Source organism: Brevibacterium sp. LS14 (assembly GCF_012027885.1).
Lineage (GTDB): Bacteria > Actinomycetota > Actinomycetes > Actinomycetales > Brevibacteriaceae > Brevibacterium > Brevibacterium casei.
On record NZ_SJXG01000044.1, the window covers coordinates 220,584 to 237,714 of the forward strand.

At 67.7% G+C, this 17,131-nt stretch carries 13 protein-coding genes; 9 read left to right on the forward strand and 4 right to left on the reverse strand.

Annotated elements, in window-relative coordinates:
* Nucleotides 1-3: 3 nt before the first annotated feature.
* The 8 genes from EZE58_RS07670 to purQ all read left to right on the forward strand — a co-directional run bounded on the left by EZE58_RS07670 (nucleotide 4) and on the right by purQ (nucleotide 8,455).
* A complete protein-coding gene (locus EZE58_RS07670; protein ID WP_009377604.1) occupies nucleotides 4-1,680 on the forward strand; it encodes an amidohydrolase in 1,677 nt (558 codons plus the stop codon).
* Nucleotides 1,677-2,843 (forward strand): ABC transporter ATP-binding protein, encoded by a 1,167-nt coding sequence (locus tag EZE58_RS07675; protein WP_009377603.1) that lies wholly within the window; start codon nucleotides 1,677-1,679, stop codon nucleotides 2,841-2,843. The genes EZE58_RS07670 and EZE58_RS07675 overlap by 4 nt, the downstream gene beginning before the upstream one ends.
* Nucleotides 2,836-3,996 carry a spermidine/putrescine ABC transporter substrate-binding protein gene (locus EZE58_RS07680; RefSeq protein WP_009377602.1) on the forward strand — a complete coding sequence of 387 codons (1,161 nt, stop codon included), beginning with the start codon at nucleotides 2,836-2,838 and terminating at the stop codon, nucleotides 3,994-3,996. Before EZE58_RS07675 ends, EZE58_RS07680 begins: the two co-directional genes overlap by 8 nt.
* Complete coding sequence (locus EZE58_RS07685; RefSeq protein WP_009377601.1) at nucleotides 3,993-4,988, forward strand: ABC transporter permease; 996 nt, start codon at nucleotides 3,993-3,995, stop codon at nucleotides 4,986-4,988. Before EZE58_RS07680 ends, EZE58_RS07685 begins: the two co-directional genes overlap by 4 nt.
* A gap of 1 nt (nucleotide 4,989) precedes the next feature.
* Nucleotides 4,990-5,853, forward strand: a complete 864-nt coding sequence (locus EZE58_RS07690; protein WP_009377599.1) for an ABC transporter permease — start codon at nucleotides 4,990-4,992, stop codon at nucleotides 5,851-5,853.
* Nucleotides 5,854-5,915: 62 nt separating this feature from the next.
* Nucleotides 5,916-7,331: an FAD-dependent oxidoreductase gene (locus tag EZE58_RS07695; RefSeq protein WP_009377588.1), complete on the forward strand. Its 1,416-nt coding sequence runs from the start codon at nucleotides 5,916-5,918 to the stop codon at nucleotides 7,329-7,331.
* Nucleotides 7,332-7,469: 138 nt separating this feature from the next.
* Nucleotides 7,470-7,724: a phosphoribosylformylglycinamidine synthase subunit PurS gene (purS, locus tag EZE58_RS07700; RefSeq protein ID WP_009377587.1), complete on the forward strand. Its 255-nt coding sequence runs from the start codon at nucleotides 7,470-7,472 to the stop codon at nucleotides 7,722-7,724.
* Entirely contained in the window at nucleotides 7,724-8,455 is a 732-nt protein-coding gene (purQ, locus tag EZE58_RS07705; RefSeq protein WP_009377585.1) for a phosphoribosylformylglycinamidine synthase subunit PurQ, read from the forward strand. The genes purS and purQ overlap by 1 nt, the downstream gene beginning before the upstream one ends.
* Before the next feature lie 155 nt (nucleotides 8,456-8,610).
* Here purQ and EZE58_RS07710 read toward each other — a convergent pair whose 3' ends face one another.
* The 3 genes from EZE58_RS07710 to EZE58_RS07720 all read right to left on the reverse strand — a co-directional run bounded on the left by EZE58_RS07710 (nucleotide 8,611) and on the right by EZE58_RS07720 (nucleotide 14,491).
* Nucleotides 8,611-10,095 (reverse strand): hypothetical protein, encoded by a 1,485-nt coding sequence (locus EZE58_RS07710; protein WP_009377584.1) that lies wholly within the window; start codon nucleotides 10,093-10,095, stop codon nucleotides 8,611-8,613.
* Nucleotides 10,096-10,575: 480 nt separating this feature from the next.
* The gene (locus tag EZE58_RS07715) at nucleotides 10,576-12,651 is read right to left on the reverse strand and encodes an ABC transporter ATP-binding protein (protein WP_167560192.1); all 2,076 of its coding nucleotides are present in this window, start codon (nucleotides 12,649-12,651) and stop codon (nucleotides 10,576-10,578) included.
* Nucleotides 12,652-12,757: 106 nt separating this feature from the next.
* Nucleotides 12,758-14,491 (reverse strand): ABC transporter ATP-binding protein, encoded by a 1,734-nt coding sequence (locus EZE58_RS07720; protein ID WP_009377582.1) that lies wholly within the window; start codon nucleotides 14,489-14,491, stop codon nucleotides 12,758-12,760.
* Between the two features lie 201 nt (nucleotides 14,492-14,692).
* On the opposite strand from EZE58_RS07720, the gene EZE58_RS07725 reads away from it, so the two are divergent.
* A complete protein-coding gene (locus EZE58_RS07725) occupies nucleotides 14,693-15,850 on the forward strand; it encodes a DUF6882 domain-containing protein (RefSeq protein ID WP_009377581.1) in 1,158 nt (385 codons plus the stop codon).
* 68 nt (nucleotides 15,851-15,918) lie between these two features.
* On the opposite strand, the gene EZE58_RS07730 is transcribed toward EZE58_RS07725, so the two are convergent.
* Nucleotides 15,919-16,881 (reverse strand): DoxX family protein, encoded by a 963-nt coding sequence (locus EZE58_RS07730; RefSeq protein WP_240388911.1) that lies wholly within the window; start codon nucleotides 16,879-16,881, stop codon nucleotides 15,919-15,921.
* Between the last annotated feature and the right edge of the window lie 250 nt (nucleotides 16,882-17,131).

Consider the following 17,131-nt stretch of genomic DNA (forward strand, 5'->3'; position numbering starts at 1 on the left):
CCAGTGACCCCTGACACTACGGCCGCACCCGCCGGTGCGACCCCGGCCGATCTCGACATCGTCGATGCCGTCGTCTTCGACGGCGCCGAAGTCATCGCCGCGACATCCGTGAGCATCCGCGACGGCCGGATCGCCACGGTCGGCACACTTGCCCCGGCGACCCCTCACACCCGCACCGTCGACGCCGCCGGCGCTCTCCTCACCCCCGGGTTCGTCGACGCTCACGTCCACACGACGTTCGGCGGCCTCGAATCGCTCGGCTGCGACCTCAGCGGGACCCACGGCGCGGACGAGGTGCGCGCGGTCATCGCCGACCACCTCGCCGCGACCGCCGACCGCGGCGAGGCAAGCGCGAACTGGCTCGTCGGCGGCGGCTGGTCGATGGCCGACTTCGCCGGCGGCGTGCCGACCGCAGACCTCCTCGACGACCTCAGCGCCGACCGTCCGATCCTCCTGCTCAGCGCCGATCACCATTCGGCGTGGGTGAACAGTGCGGCGATGCGCCTGGCCGGTCTCGACGCGCGGACGCCGACCCCCGAGGGCGGGGTCATCGAGAAGGACGCGGCCGGCGAGCCGATCGGCTGCCTTCACGAGTCCGCGATGGACCTCGTCTCCTCCCACCTCCCGCCCTCCTCCGATGAGGACCTGCGCGCGGGACTGCTCGCCGGACAGTCCTACCTCGCCTCCTTCGGGGTCACCGCATGGATGGACGCGATCGTCGGCGACTACGGCGGGCACCGGTCGAACTTCGACAGCTATGTCCGAGCCGCAGAGTCCGGCGAGCTCACCGCCGAGGTCGTCGGGAGCCTGTGGTGGCCGCGCGACGTCGACGACGTCCCCGCCCAGGTCGCCGAGCTCACCACCCGCCGCCGCACGGACGGATCCTTCCGCACTACCTCGGTGAAATTCATGCTCGACGGCATCGTCGAATCCCGCACCGCGGCGATGAGCGAGGAGTACACGTGTGGCTGCGGAGGCTTCGGCACGAGCTACTTCACGAGAGAGCACCTCCATGAAGCCTTCGCCGCGCTCGACACCGCCGGCTTCGACATCCACTGCCATGCGATCGGCGACGCCGCGGTGCGCGCGGCCCTCGACGCGTTCGCCGCCCTCGGCGCGGACCGCAGACCCGATGCCCGCCACCACATCGCCCACGTCCAGGTCGTCGACCCCGCCGACATCCCCCGCTTCGCCGACCTCGGGATCACCGCGAACCTCCAGGCCCTGTGGGCCAGCCGCGACGAACAGATGGTCGACCTCAACATCCCGTGCCTCGGCGAGCAGCGCACCGACTGGCAGTACCCGTTCCGCGGCTTCGCCGACTCCGGGACGCATCTGGCGATGGGCTCGGACTGGCCGGTGTCGACGCCGAACCCGTGGGACGCCATCCACGTCGCCGTCAACCGCTCGCACCCCGAGTCGAGCGACCCTGCTCCGCTTGTGCCTGCGCAGGCCATCGACGTCGCCACCGCGCTGCGCGCCTACACCGCCGGCTCCGCGCACCTGCTGCGCTCGGAGGCCAACGGCGGGATCCGCCTCGGCGAGAGAGCCAACCTCGCACTCGCCGACCGCAACCCCCTCGACCTCGACCCCGGCCGCATCTCCGAGACCCGGACTGCGCTGACGATCGCGGGCGGCATCGTCGTCCACGACACCACCTCTGAAGAAAGGCCATCATGACCGTCACGACTGAGGCCGCCACGGCCCACCCCGCCCCGGCCGGAACCGATCACCTCGAGATCCGCGGAGTGAAGAAGGTCTTCGGTGAGAACACCGCGATCGAGAGACTCGACCTCGGCGTCAGACAGGGCGAGTTCCTCTCCCTGCTCGGACCCTCGGGCTGCGGGAAGACGACGCTGCTGCGGATGATCGCCGGCTTCGAAGCGCCGACCGACGGGCAGATCCTGTTGGCCGGCCGCGACATCGTCTCCCTGCCCCCGCACAAGCGGCCGGTCAACACGGTGTTCCAGTCCTACCTGCTCTTCCCGCACATGAACATCGCCGACAACATCGCCTACGGCCTCAAGCAGTCGAAGACCCCGAAGGCCGAGATCGCCGACCGCGTCCGCGAAGTGCTCTCCCTCGTGCGGATGGAGGACTTCGCCGGCCGCAAACCCGAGCAGCTCTCCGGCGGCCAACAGCAGCGCATCGCCCTGGCCCGGGCACTCGTCAACCGGCCGCAGGTCCTCCTCCTCGACGAGCCGATGTCGGCCCTCGACCGGAAGCTGCGCGAGGAGATGCAGCTCGAGCTCAAACGCCTCCACGCGAAGCTCGACACGACGTTCGTCTTCGTCACCCACGACCAGGAGGAGGCGCTGGCGATGAGCGATCGCATCGTCGTCATGTACGACGGCGTCATCCAGCAGATCGGCTCCGGGGAGGAGATCTACGCGGACCCGGCCAACGGCTTCGTCGCCGGCTTCATCGGCAAGCAGAACTTCGTCCCCGCCGAGGTGATCGCCGCCGACGGCGACACCGTGCGGCTGCGGACGGCGAACACCGTGATGGAGACGGCCGTGACCGAGCTCCGTCCCGCCTCGGCGAGCACCGAGGCCCGCACCCTGACCGTGGGCGACCGGGTCCGTGCTGCCATCCGACCCGAACGGATGCGCGTGAGTCCGGCAGGCTCCCAGCCCCCGACCACGAACGGTGCCCGCGGCCGGGTGCTCTCGACGTCCTTCCTCGGCGATGTCGTCCAGTACATGGTCGTCGTCGGCGACAACGACGAGATCCTCGCCCGCGTGCCCGCCGCCGGTTCCCAGATCCTCGGTCCCGACGCCGAGGTGGACCTGAGCTGGGATGCCGACGCCGTCGCCGTCTACGGCACGGAAGGCGGTGAGTGAGGTGGCCGATGTGCACTTCCTCGCCCCACGGGCGGCGGCGAAGCGGCTGAGCCGGCGGGCCGTGCTCGCCGGGTTCGGCGTCGCCTCGCTCGGGGCGCTGAGCGCGTGCGGGAAGACGACGAAGATGGCGGCCTCTCCCCCGGTCGACGGCGAACTCGAGTCGAAGCTCAACCTCTACACGTGGGGTGACTACGACAACCCCGAGCTCATCGACGCGTTCAAGAAGAAGAACGACGTCCTCGTCCAGGTCGACAGCTACGGCTCGAACGAGGAGCTCGTCGCCAAGCTCTCGACCACGCGCGGGACCTCGGGCTATGACGTCGTCGTCCCCACCGGGTCGAACATCCCGCAGATGCTCAACCACAATCTTCTCCAGAAGCTCGACCTCGACCTCATCCCGAACTTCTCGAACATGGATCCGAACTTCACCGGTCAGTACTTCGACCCGAAGAACGAGTACACGATCTGCAAGGCCTGGGGCACCACCGGCTTCGTCTACGACACCTCGGCCATCGACCGGGAGCTCACCAGCTGGCAGGACTTCATCGACACCGCACAGAACGAGGCGGCGGGCACGACCTCGCTGCTCGAGGACCCGTGGGAGGTCACGGCGATCGCCCTGGCCACCCTCGGCTACAGCCTCAACACCGAGGACGAGAGGGAACTCGAGGAGGCCCGCGCCGTCGTCGTCGACCAGATCGCCCCGAACACGAAGGCCTACATCGGCAACGTCGCCACCGGGATGATCCAGGGCAGCTTCACGCTCCTCCAGGCGTTCAACGGCGACGCCCGGCAGGGCCTGTCGGAGGTGACGAACCCCGAGGACTGGAAGTTCGTCTTCCCGACCCCGACGGCGAACCTGTGGATGGACAACTGGGCGATCGCGACCGGGGCACCGCACCCGGACTCGGCGCACGCGTTCATCAACCAGATGATCTCGCCGGAGACCGCGGTCGCCCAGCTCGACTACATCGGCTACCCGATCGGGACGAAGGGCCTCGCCGAGCAGGCGAAGGCCGCCGATCTCAGCGAACAGGCACTGATCTTCCCCACGCAGGAGGTCCTCGACCGACTGGAGCCGAGCATTCAGACTCCGGCCGACCAGATCCGGACGACGATCCTCGCCGACGCCCAGGCAAGGAGCGGAGCATGAGCACACCCACCCAGCAGCCGACCACGGCAGCAGACCGTCCCGACGAGAACGGCACGGCCGCCTCGGCGCCGGCACCGCAGCGCAGGTCCGGTGGCCTGTCCACCCGGGTCTTCGGTGCGGCTGCGATGTCGTTCCCGACCTGGGCGTACGCGCTGTTCTTCTTCGTCATCCCCGTCGCCCTCGTCGTCTTCTACAGCTTCGGCTACAAACCCGACCAGTTCACGGCCGTGGCCACCGATCAGCTCTCCTTCGACCGCTACCCAGAAGCACTGTCGGCGAGCTTCATCGCGACGTTCTTCGCGACCCTGCGGATCTCACTGCTCGGCACGTTCCTCTGCCTCGTCATCGCCCTGCCGTTCGCGTACTGGCTGGCGATCAAGGTCGCCCCGGCGAGGCGCTCGCTCGCATTGGCGCTGGTCATGGTCCCGTTCTGGACGAACTTCCTCGTCCGCACCCTCGGCTGGCAGATCATGCTCTCCCCCGACGGGTTCCTCTCGCAGTGGATGCAGGGCATCGGGATCCTCGACGCCCCGCTCGACATCCTCTACACCCGTGCCGCGGTGCAGATCGGCGTCGTCTACAACTACCTGCCGCTGATGATCCTGCCGCTCTTCGTCGCCATCGACGCCTCCGGCAGCAGACTGCGGGAAGCCAGCTACGACCTCGGCGCGGGCAAGGTGACGACGTTCCTCCGGGTCACCCTGCCGATGGCGATGCCAGGCATCATCTCCGGCTGCCTGCTCGTCTTCATCCCGCTCAACGGCGACTACGTCACGGCCACCGTCCTCGGCGGGGCCAGCGGGTCGATGATCGGCCAGCTCATCGCCAACCAGTTCAACGCCTCGCAGAACTGGGCGCTCGGGGCGGCCATGGCGCTCATCCTCATCGCAGCGACCCTCGCCGTCGTCGGCATCGGGTTCGCGCTGCTGTGGCTGGGCCAGAAGATCGCAGCGAAGCTGAACAGCGTTCCGCTCACCGACGGGAGGGCATGACATGTCGAAGAAGAACACCTTCGCCCGGAGGACGCCCACGGACATCGGACTCAACGTCTGGGGCATCCTCGTCTTCATCTACCTCTTCATCCCTATCGCCGTGATCATCGCCTACTCGTTCAACACCGGACGGGTGCTCGCGGCCTTCCGCGGCTTCGGCCTCGACGCCTACATCACGGGGCTGAACAACGACATCATCATCTCCTCGGTCGTCACCAGCCTCCAGGCCGCCGTCGGTGCCGCGATCGTCTCGACGGTCTTCGGCACCCTCGGCGGAGTGGCGCTGGCCCGGGCGCCGAAGGGCGCGTGGTGGGCGCTCGGACTCACCGGCCTGCTCGCCCTCACCCTCGTCACCCCGGAGATCGTCGACGGCATCTCGTTCCTGCCGTGGTTCGTCACCCTCGGCGTCGACTGGGGCATCACCCCGATCAACAACGGCCTGGTGCGCCTCATCATCTCCCATGCGATGTTCTCGATGGCGATCGTCACCTTCATCGTCCGGGCCCGCCTGGCCGGCATCGACACCCAGCTCGAGGATGCCGCAGCCGACTTGGGCGCCACCCCGTGGCGGCGGTTCCGCGACATCACCCTGCCGATCGCAGCACCCGGCATCCTCGCCGGTGCGCTCATGTCCTTCACCGTCAGCCTCGACAACACGATCCTCTCGAGCTTCGTCCAGCAGCCCGGCTACACCCCGTGGCCGGTCTACATCTTCTCCGCCGTCCGCGTGGCCCTGCGCCCCGAGGTCGCGGCGATCTCAACGGTGATGTTCGTCCTCACCCTGGCGGCCCTGGCCTTCGTCGGCTTCGTGCTGCGCAGGGCCGGCAGCAACTCGACCGAGATCATCAAGACGATGGCAGGATGACGGTGGGGACCCCACTGACCCACCCAGCACCAGCATTGCCGCAAGGCAGAAAGCGAAGTGACATGGACGTCAAAGCCGCCCTGGCCGACGCCTCAACCGTTCCGTTCTGGCTCGACACCGATGAGCGCCCGGCACCCCTGCCGCCGCTGACCGGAGACACCGACGCCGACCTCGTCGTCGTCGGCGGCGGGTTCACCGGGCTGTGGACCGCGCTCCAGGCCAAGGAGCGCGACCCCGATCGGCGGGTCATCCTCGTCGAGGCCAACACCGTCGGGTGGGCGGCCTCAGGACGCAACGGCGGTTTCTGCGCCGCGAGCCTCACCCACGGCTACGACAACGGTGAGACCCACCTGCCGGCGGAGAACGAGCGCCTCGCCGCGCTCGGCCGGGAGAACCTCGACGCGATCGAGGCCGCTGTCGCGAAGTACGGCATGGACTGCGAGTTCGAACGCACCGGCGAACTCGACGTCGCGACCGAGGACTACCAGGTCGCCGACCTCCGCGCAGGCCACGACCCCGAGGCCGGATTCATCTTCTTTTCGCAGCAGGAGCTCGCCGACCTCGTCCGCTCCCCCACGTACAAAGGAGCGCTCTGGGACTCCCGCGAGGTCGCGATGCTCAACCCGGCGAAGCTGTGCTGGGAGCTGCTGCGCGTCATCCGGGAACTCGGCGTCGAGGTGTACGAGGGCACGAAGGTCACCGGGCTCCGCGATCGGAAGACGACGGTGACCGTGACCACCGAACCCGTCTCCGGTGACCGGACGGGCCGCGCCGGGCAGGCGTCGATCAGCGCCCACCGGGTGGCGCTCGCGACCAACGTCTTCCCCTCCCTACTCAAGCGCGCCCGTCTCCACACCGTGCCGGTCTACGACTATGCGCTCATGACGGAGCCGCTGAGCGATGAGCAGATGGCGGCGATCGGCTGGGAGGGGCGGCAGGGCATCGGCGACTGCGCGAATCGGTTCCACTACTACCGGCTCACCGCCGACAACCGGATCCTCTTCGGCGGGTGGGACGCCGTGTACCACTACGGCCGTCAGGTGTCGTGGAAGTACGACCAGAATCGGGAGACGTTCGAAACCCTCGCCCGGCACTTCTACGAGACGTTCCCGCAGCTCGAGGGGGTGCGTTTCACCCACAAGTGGGGCGGGGCGATCGACACGTGCTCGCGCTTCTTCGCGTTCTTCACCGTCGCCTACGACAGGAAGGTGGCGATGGCGGCTGGCTTCACCGGCCTCGGCGTCGGCGCCTCGCGCTTCGCGGGCACCGTCATGCTCGATCTCCTCTCCGGGGAGGACACCGAGCTCACCCGGCTCGAGATGGTGCGGAAGCAGCCGCTGCCGTTCCCGCCCGAACCCGTTGCGTGGCTGGGGATCACGATGACGACCAAGGCGCTCATCAAGGCCGATGAGAACCAGGGACGCCGCGGCCCGCTGCTCAAGATCCTCGACGCCGTGGGCATGGGCTTCGACTCCTGAGGCCGACCACCTCCGCCCGCCCTGTCTCCCGGTGTCCGCACCGGGAGCCGGGGCGGCTGTGTGCTCCCCGTGCTTGCTAGACTTGGGGCGAGCGCGGGAGGCGGCTCCCGACCACATTCTCAAAGGAGTCAAACACGCATGGCACGTGTCGTCGTTGAAGTGATGCCCAAGCCCGAGATCCTCGATCCGCAGGGCAAGGCGCTCGCCGGTGGCCTCACCCGACTCGGGTTCTCCGGCTTCGGAGAGGTCCGGCAGGGAAAGCGCTTCGAACTCGAGGTCGACGGCGAGGCCACCGATGAGGTTCTCGCGCAGGCTCGCGAAGCCGCTGAGACTCTGCTGTCGAACCCGGTCATCGAGAACGTCGTCGCCGTGCGCGTCGCCGAGGACGCCTGATGACGGCAACGACCGCTCCCGCCGCCGAGGCGGTTGCCGACTCCGGTGCGAGGATCGGCGTCGTCACGTTCCCCGGGACCCTGGACGACCGTGACGCCGCACGCGCCGTCACCCTGGCCGGCGCCTCGGCGGTCAATCTCTGGCACGCCGACACGAGCCTCGACGGGGTCGACGCGGTCATTCTGCCGGGCGGATTCTCCTACGGCGACTACCTGCGCGCCGGGGCGATCGCCCGGTTCGCCCCGATCATGGAGTCCGTCGTCAAAGCGGCTGAGTCGGGGATGCCGGTCCTCGGGATCTGCAACGGCTTCCAGGTGCTCTGCGAATCGCACCTGCTGCCGGGCGCCCTCATCCGCAACGACCACCAGCACTTCATCTGCCGCGATCAGGACCTCCTCGTCGAGAACGCGGACACTCCGTGGACGAGCGACTACGAGCAGGGTCAGACGATCCGGATCCCGCTGAAGAACGGTGAGGGCGGCTACGTCGCAACCCCGGAGGTCCTCGACGAGCTCGAAGCCACCGGTCGCGTCGTCTTCCGCTATCAGGGCGGCAACCCCAACGGATCGATGCGCGACATCGCCGGGATCACGAACGAGGCCGGGAACGTCGTCGGCCTCATGCCCCACCCTGAGCACGCCGTCGAGGCCGGTTTCGGCCCGGACGGCAGCGGTGTCGACGGCCAGGGGTTCTTCTCCTCCGCTGTGCGCACCCTCGTCTCGACCCGCTGACCCCGGAGATCGCCTCAGCCTGCCGAGCGCAGCGCTGATCTCTGCCGGCTGAGCACAGTGAACGGCCCCGGGGCTTCGACATCTCGTCGAGGCTCCGGGGCCGTTCTGCGTTCGCCGTCGGGCCGGGTGAGGTCACCGACCTGACGGGAGACCTGTCACTTCTCGAGCTGTCCGCGTCGGCGGGCGAAGAGGACTGCGCCTGCACCGGCGAGGATGAGGAGTGCACCTGCTCCGAGTCCGGTGAGTTCGGCACCCGTGCGGGGCATCGAACCGGAGTTGCCTCCGCCGCCTCCGCTGCCGCCGCCGTTGCCGTTGTCTCCTCCACCTCCGCCGCCGGAGGCGGTGACGACGAACTGTCCGGTGAGCGTCTCCTCACCGCACGTGGCCTCGACCTGGTACTTGCCGACGTAGGCTGAGGCATCGTTCGAGAGGCCGTAGGTCTGGACGGCTGCGCGTCCCACCTCGTTGGTCGGAGCAGTCCGATCGTAGAGGAGTTCTCCGGGCTCGAAGCCCCAGACCTGGAAGCGCACCTCACCGGCAGTGCAGTTGTTCATCGTCATGGTCACGCCTTTGTCGCGGTTGATGAAGTCGACGGCAGGCAGTCGCTCAGGATCCACCGAGAGGGTGAGGTCGATCGTGTCGCTGCCGTTCGGCGTCACCGTGAACGACCCTTCCTCATACTGGTCGCCGCATGAGGCCATGACGAGGTATTCGCCGATGAAGCCGTAGCCGTCGTCGACCTCGGGCGGGGTGTAGTTGACTGCCGCAGCGGCATCCTCACCGGCGACCTGGGTGGTCTCCCACACCGTGGTGTCGGGGTCGTACATGGTGCTGATGCGGAAGCTCACCTCGGAGTCGACGTTGCAGCCGGTCATCATCAGGTCCACGCCGCCCTTGAGGAAGTCGTTGAGCTGCTGTGATCCGGGGCTGATGTCGAGAGTCGACGTGTCTGCCGGAGGCTCAGTCTCCCCCTCGCCTTCGATGACGGTGGCGGATGCGGAGAGCGTCGCGCTCTCCTCACCCCGCTGCACGTCGACGGTGACCGTGACGGTGTCGCCGGGCGAGACGTCCTGGGTGGTGAAGAACGTCCCGGTGAAGGTGCCGTCCTCCTGGGCCGTCGCGTGGGTTCCGTCGCCGTCGCCCCAGGCGATGGTGTCACCGGCGAGGACTCCCTCGACGAAGAATCGGAGTCCCACGTCAGGGTTGGTGATGTCGCTGACGGTGACCTCGCCGGAATCGAGGAACAGCGCGGGATTGAGAGGTTCTGCCTCCGGGGATTCAGTGGGGGTGCCGTCGGTGTCGTCGGTGCCTTCGGTCTCGTCGGTGCCGTCGGTATCGGCTTCACCGGGGGTGGTGGGTCCGGTGGTGCCGTCGACACCGCCTTCTGCCTGTCCCTGCGTGTCGGCGGTGCCCGAGTCGGTGTCCGTTCCGTCGGCGGCGCCGGCGTCGTCGGTGCCCTCCGAGGTGGACGTGCCGTCGGGCTCGTCGGTGGAGCCGTCGGCATCGGCAGCAGGGTCTGGGGATGGGTCCGTGGTGCTGCTCGCCTGTGCCACGATGTCCGGTGCCGTTGCAGCGGCAGGCATGGCACCCAGGGTGGTGACGGCGAGTGCGAGGGTGGTCGCGAGGATGAGCCGTTTCATGATCGTCCTTCCAACGGTGTCCGCTCGGCCGGCGGACCTGTTGCTGTGGGTGATCTGGACGGTACTCAGGTTGAGCGCGACTGGGGAGTTTCGTTCATTGAGTTCATGACGGATCTGTGATGCACATCACGGCCGACCGTTATCACATTGTCACCACAGCTGTGGTCAAACCTGTGGACAAGATCGCCTGTCAGCTCCTGCCGCGCTCACCGTCGGCACCGGCCATGCGTCGATCGGTCCTGGTGAGACTGCCGCCTCGAGCCGCGTCGGGCACCGCGCTGGGCGATGCCGGTCGAGTGGGTCGGCGTCCGCCGAGGAGATGTCACGATGTTGCGATTGTGCGAAGTCGGCCGATCCATCGCCGAATATCGTTACCTGCGGACCGCCCGGGTTCTCCCGCCTCATAGGCAACCGAGCACTCCTTGCGCTGCGGCTGCGGCGACGCGTCGGCCCCGTCGTCGACGGGACCGACGCTCGATGCTACTCCGGCTTCGATCGCTCGACCGCGGCGTCGGCGACACCGGGGCTCTCGACCTCGTCGCCTTCTGTCGCTTCGGCCCGAGCCACCATCGCGTCGGCCTCGTCCTCGGCGAGGGCCGCCGCATCGCCGCGGATGCCGGGCTCGGATTCCGCTTCGTCGAGGACCTCGGAGGTGAAGTGCTCCTCCGCGTCCTCACCGCGGAACTGGGTCATGTAGAGCCGGTGGTAGGCGCCTTCGGCGGCGAGCAGCTCCTCGTGAGTGCCCTGTTCGACGATCGCGCCGTTCTCCATGACGAGGATCGTGTCAGCATCGCGAATCGTCGAGAGGCGGTGAGCGATGACGAACGAGGTCCTGTCCGTGCGCAGCGCGGCCATCGCCTGCTGGACGAGGAGTTCGGTGCGCGTGTCGACCGACGAGGTGGCCTCATCGAGGATGAGCAGCGAGGGATCGGCGAGGAAGGCCCGTGCGATCGTGATGAGCTGACGCTCACCTGCTGACACGCTTCCCCCGTCGGAGTCGATGACCGTGTCATAGCCGTCGGGAAGCTGGCGGACGAAGCGGTCGACCATCGTCGCCTTCGCCGCCTCGACGACCTCCTCGTCCGTGGCATCGAGCCGCCCGTAGCGGATGTTGTCACGGATCGTTCCCTCGAACAGCCACGCATCCTGGAGGACCATGCCGACATGCGAGCGCAGATCGGCGCGGGTGAGGTCGCGGATGTCGACGCCGTCGAGGAAGATCGTCCCTCCGGTGAGTTCGTAGAACCGCATGACGAGGTTGACCAGGGTCGTCTTGCCGGCACCGGTGGGTCCGACGATCGCGATGGTGTGCCCGGGATCGGCGGTGAAGGAGACGTCCTCGATGAGCGGGCTGTCCTCGGCATAGCGGAAGCTCACGTGTGAGAAGTCGACCTGACCGGGAGTCCGCGGCGGCAGCTGCGCCCTCGCGTCGTCGGGTTCCTCCTCGTCGGCGTCGAGGAGCTCGAACGTCCGCTCCGCCGAGGCGACGCCGGACTGGAGCATGTTCGCCACCCCGGCCATCTCGGAGATGGGCTGCGAGAACTCCCGGGAGTACTGGATGAACGCCGTGGCGTCGCCGAGCGTCATCTGCCCCGAGGCCACGCGCAGACCGCCGGCGACGGCGATGAGGACGTAGCTGAGGTAGGAGACGAACTGCATCGAGGGCATGATCATCCCGGAGACGAACTGAGCACCCGACGAGGCACGGTAGAGCTCCTCGTTGCGGCGGTCGAACTCGTCGAGCATGACCTGGTCACGACCGAAGGCCCGGACGACGTCGAGTCCTGAGAAGGACTCCTCGACGTGGCCGTTGACCTCGCCGGTGTACTTCCACTGCGCTTTGAACCTCTTCTGCGCCTGGGTGCCGATGACCCCGGCGATGATCGCCGAGAGCGGAAGCGCGATGAGGGCGAGCAGCGCGAGCTGCCAGGACACGACGAACATCATCACGCCGATGCCGATGATCGTCAGCGCCGACTGGATGAGCTGGGAGAACGCCTGCTGCAGGGCCTGTTGGATGTTGTCGACGTCGTTCGTCACCCGCGACATCACGTCACCGCGCTGCCGCGTGTCGAAATACCGCAGCGGCAGACGGTTGATCTTGCGTTCGATGTCCTCACGCAGTCGGTAGATCACGCGCATGACGAGGGCGTTGAGGATGTAGCCCTGCGCCCACATGAGCATCGAGGCGACGAGGTACATGAGGAGGACGATGATGATGATCTGGCCGAGCGCGGTGAAGTCGATGCCCTGTCCCGGCACCACTCCGGCGGTGGCGAGCATCTCCGCGTAGTCGTCGAGGCCCTGCGCACGTGCGCCGGCGATGATGTCCTCGATGTTCGCTCCGGCGGGCAGCTGAGCGCCGATGACGCCGGAGTAGATGACGTCCATCGCCTTGCCGAGCACCTTGGGGGCGATGACGGTGAGGACGACCGAGCCGATGACGAGGAGGACGACCCTGACGAGTCCCGCCTTCTCACTGGCCATGAGCCCGAAGAGCCGTTTGACCGAGGGCCAGAAGTGCTTGGGCTTGCGGGCCGGGGTGCCCCCGAACATGTCTCCGTCGTCGCCGTGGGGAACGTAGGCGTCCTCGGCTTCGGCGGCCACGGCCGCACCGCTCGTCGCGGTGGGTTCGGCGTCGTGCGGGTCCTTCTTCGCCATGTCAGTTCACCCCTTCCGCGGTCAGCTGGGATTCGACGATCTCCTGGTAGGTCGCATTGGTCTCGAGGAGTTCGTCGTGGGTGCCGCGGCCGACGATCTTCCCATCGTCGAGGACGAGGATCTGGTCGGCGTCGCGGATCGTCGAAACCCGCTGGGCGACGACGACGACCGTCGACTCACCGGTGGTGCGTCCGAGGGCTTCCCGCAGACGGGCGTCTGTGGCGACGTCGAGGGCGGAGAACGAATCGTCGAAGACGTAGACGAGCGGTTTGGCAGCGAGCGCTCGGGCGATGCACAGTCGCTGACGCTGACCGCCGGAGAAGTTCGTCCCGCCCTGGGCGACGCTCTCCTCGAGCCGGTCGGGCTTCTCGGCGACGAAGTCGGCGGCCTGTGCGGTCTCGAGCGCCTCCCACAGCTGCGCGTCGTCGGCGAACTCGCTGCCGAAGCGCAGGTTCGAAGCGATCGTGCCGGAGAACAGGTACGGCTTCTGCGGGACGAGGCCGACGAGCTGAGCGAGCTGCCGGCGGTTGAATGCACTCACGGGCACACCGTCGATGAGCACCTCGCCCGCCTGCGGGTCGATGAGCCGCGGGATGAGCCCGACGATCGTCGACTTGCCGGATCCGGTCGCCCCGATGATCGCCGTCGTCGTTCCCGGCCGGGCGGTGAAGGTGAGGTCCTCGAGGACCGGAACCTCGGCGCCGGGATAACCGAAGGTGACGTTGCGGAACTCGAGCTCGCCTCGGCGGGGCAGCTCCGCGACTCCGTCGGGGACGACCATCGACGATTTCGTGTCGAGGACTTCGCAGATGCGTTCGGCGCACACGACGGCACGCGGGATCATCATCACCATGAACACGCCCATCATCACGGCGACGAGGATCTGGAGGAGGTACTGGAGGAACGCGGTGAGCGACCCGACCTCCATGACACCCGCGTCGACGCGGTGCCCGCCGAACCAGAGGACGGCTGCGGTGGCGAGGTGGAGGATCATCATGATCGCAGGGAACATGAGGACGAAGAGGTTGCCGACCTTGACCGAGGTCTCGGTCAGGGCGCGGTTGGCGTCGGCGTACCGGTCGGCTTCGAACGGCTCGCGGACGAATGCGCGGATGACCCGGATGCCGCTGATCTGCTCCCGGAGGACTCCGTTGATGCCGTCGACCTGGTCCTGCATGCGCCGGAACAGCGGCATGAGGAGGACGACGAGGATGCCGACGACGACGAAGAGGACGGGCACCGAGACCCAGACGAGCCACGAGAGCCCCGGGTCCTCGCGGAAGGCCATGATGATGCCGCCGATGCACATGATCGGGGTCGAGACCATGAAGTTGAGCGTCATGAGGACCAGCATCTGCACCTGCTGGACGTCGTTGGTGTTGCGGGTGATGAGGGTGGCGCTGCCGAACTTCCCGACCTCGAGCGTCGAGAGCTCGTCGACGCGGCTGTAGATCGCACGGCGGATGTCGCGGCCGACTCCCATCGCCGACCGGGCCCCGAAGTAGATCGCGGTGACCGCGGTGATGACCTGGACGAGGCAGACGATGAGCATCGTCATGCCAGTCGACCAGATGAAGTCGGTGTCGCCCTCGGCCACACCCTCGTCGATGATCCGGGCGTTGAGGCTCGGCAGGTAGAGGGCGGCGATCGTCGACGCCAGCTGGAGGACGACGACGAAGACGATGAAGAGCCAATAGGACTTCGCAAATTTCAGGGTCAGGCGCAAGAGGGCCACAGTGGACATCCTGGGGTTCGTGATTCGAGACTGAACAGTCGAGTGCTGAGAGCGCAACACATTATCTTACATCGATCCTCCTCCTTCGCATGATCCGGATCCACCGAGCGCCGTGCCCTCAGGACACCAGACGGCACTGACACGAGCCGGGAGTCCGCGTGCCTCCTCGCATTGTCGGTGCACCCCCGTACGCTTGAGGGCATGAGCACAACACTGCAGGACCTCGTCAACCGCGCCGTCTTCCTCTCGACGGAGACGCAGACGCATTTCGGCGGCCTCATCGCCGATGCCGCCTGGGAGGTCGACTTCACCGCGGATCCGCATCTCACGTTCACCGACGAGGACGGCGCAGCGCTGCGCACCCGACCGCATCTCCTCGGATCGGAGTCGACGTCCCAGGGGACATGGCTGTGGGGGTGGGAGAACATCAACGAGTTCCCCGAGGCCGTCGTCGGCCTCTCCCACGAGGTGCGGAAGTTCGGAGCCGCAGAGGATCTCAGCGAATTCGTCACCCCGGAACTCGACCTCGACGACGAGCTCGCTCTGCGTCTCACGCTCGCGGCGAAGGAGGCGACCGGCAAGTGGGCGCACTATCCGGCTGCGGCCGGTGCGGGGACGACGGTCTGGCTGCTCGTCGACGTGCCCGAGCTCGTGCTTCCCGAGCCCACGGTCAAGGCATCCGTGCGCGCCCTCATGCAGGGGCTGACCCAGACGACGGTCAACGACCATCGCGCCGCCCTCGAAGCGTACGTCGCCAAGCGCGGCATCCCCACCGCACCGCTGGCAGGTGGCGGCCTGCGACTGCTCTTCGCCGACGGCAGCGCCGACATCAGCTTCGACGAGATGCGACGGATCTCCAACTGCGAGGTCCACGCACCCCTCGAGGGAGAAGCCGCGACGCAGTACTCGGAGATCACCGGAATCACGGTGGCGACCGAGGAGCCGACCCCGGCCGCCGCCTCGCCTGCGGAGACGCCGACTCCCGACCGCGCCGAGGCTCCGGTCGCTGCCGACTCCTCCCCCGAGGCCGACGAGGCAGCCGCTGCGGAGGGCACCACGGGTGGGGAATCGTCCGCAGGGACTTCGACTCCTGCACGTCCGGAGGAGCCTCGGTCCGACCGTGCCGAAGTGCCGGCTGCCGAGACCCCTGAGCGCTCCGATGTCCGACCCTCCCCCGCCGAGGCGGCCGCTGCCACGGCCGGAACCGACCGTGGCGCGGAGGCTGAGTCCAAACCCGCCGCTCGCGAGCGGGACGCCGCCGCTGCCGAGGACGAGGCCGCACCGACCGACGAGGCCGCGCGCAGCGAGGAGCCCAAGGAGAAGAAGAAGGGGCTGTTCTCCCGCCTGTTCGGCCGCTGAGTGTCGCGAACCGTTCCGCGCTGTCGGGGTCGCGGCGGCAAGGCGAACCCTGCCGTCTATGGGCACGATCAGCGGTTGATCGGTTCCCGGGGAGACCAGCTGAAGTCGCGGTCGAAGAGGTAGCGCCTCTCTTCGTCGCTGACGAGTGTGAGGTCGAGGCCCTCGCCCGAGAGCCTCAGGTCTCCCGAGCCGGCTTTCACAAACGCGAGGCTGATCGTCGTCTCCACGTCTCGGATGAGGCCCTGATCGCCGTTGCGCTTCGGGTAGAGGGACAGCGTCACCGTGCTGCCGTCCTCGAGCGTGTGCATGCCGTCCTGGTAGGTCCCGTCGGTGTACCGGATGGCCGCCCTCGCCCTCCCTGCCACGGCGATCTGCCCGAACGCGACCTGACTGATCTCGGACCCCGCGAGGGTCCGCTGTCCGACGTCGGTCACGCGGTAGACCCCTGCGATCGCCGACGGCGCGTCGGGTTGGCCCCAGTTCGCGCGGAGCCCCAGGGCGAGGCCCGAGCCGACGACGAGGACGAGGGCGAGCAGTGGACTTGCCCACCGCACAACGGCGCGGAAGCGACGGTTCTCGGTGATCGTGCCCTGCACCGGCGGTCCGGTCGGCAGCCCGATGACGAACCGTCCGAGGCGCAGGATGTTGGGAAGGAGCAGGATGAGCCCGACGAGTGCCATCAGCCCGGAGAGCTGTTTGACGGGCACGTCGAACGTGAGGTTGAGCAGGAAGACGACCGACATGTCGATAGCGGCGAGAAGCGCCCCCAGCCAGGCGGTGCGGCCGAAGAGCAGGAGCACGGCAGCGACCACTTCGGCGAGGCCGGCGAGGAACTGCACCGTCGGCGAGAACGCCATGAATCGCCAGAGCAGGCCCATCGGGCTCATCTCACCGTATTGGACGAGCGCATCGGCGAAGTCCGCGTAGCCCATCTGCATGTGGAAGATCTTCGACCAGCCGTAGATGAGGAGGTAGACGGCCAGCCAGAGCCGCAGCAGCCAGTGGCCGGCCCACAGAAGGCTGGTCACCACGGCTCGAGTGCGGGAACGGGACGGATGCGTTCCCTGGTCAGGTGCTGTGGAGACTGCAGTGTCGTTGCGCATGTCTTCAGGCTAGAGTCGCCGAGGCGGCGCCTCCATGCGGATTCCACGTCAGTGGGGGACTGGAAAACCCCACCCGATGCGCATGGTCACTTTTGCCGGTGAATGAAAAAGTGGGGGCACCCCTTCGAAAAGGAGTGCCCCCACCAACAATTATTGCGGCAGTCACTTACTCTCCCAC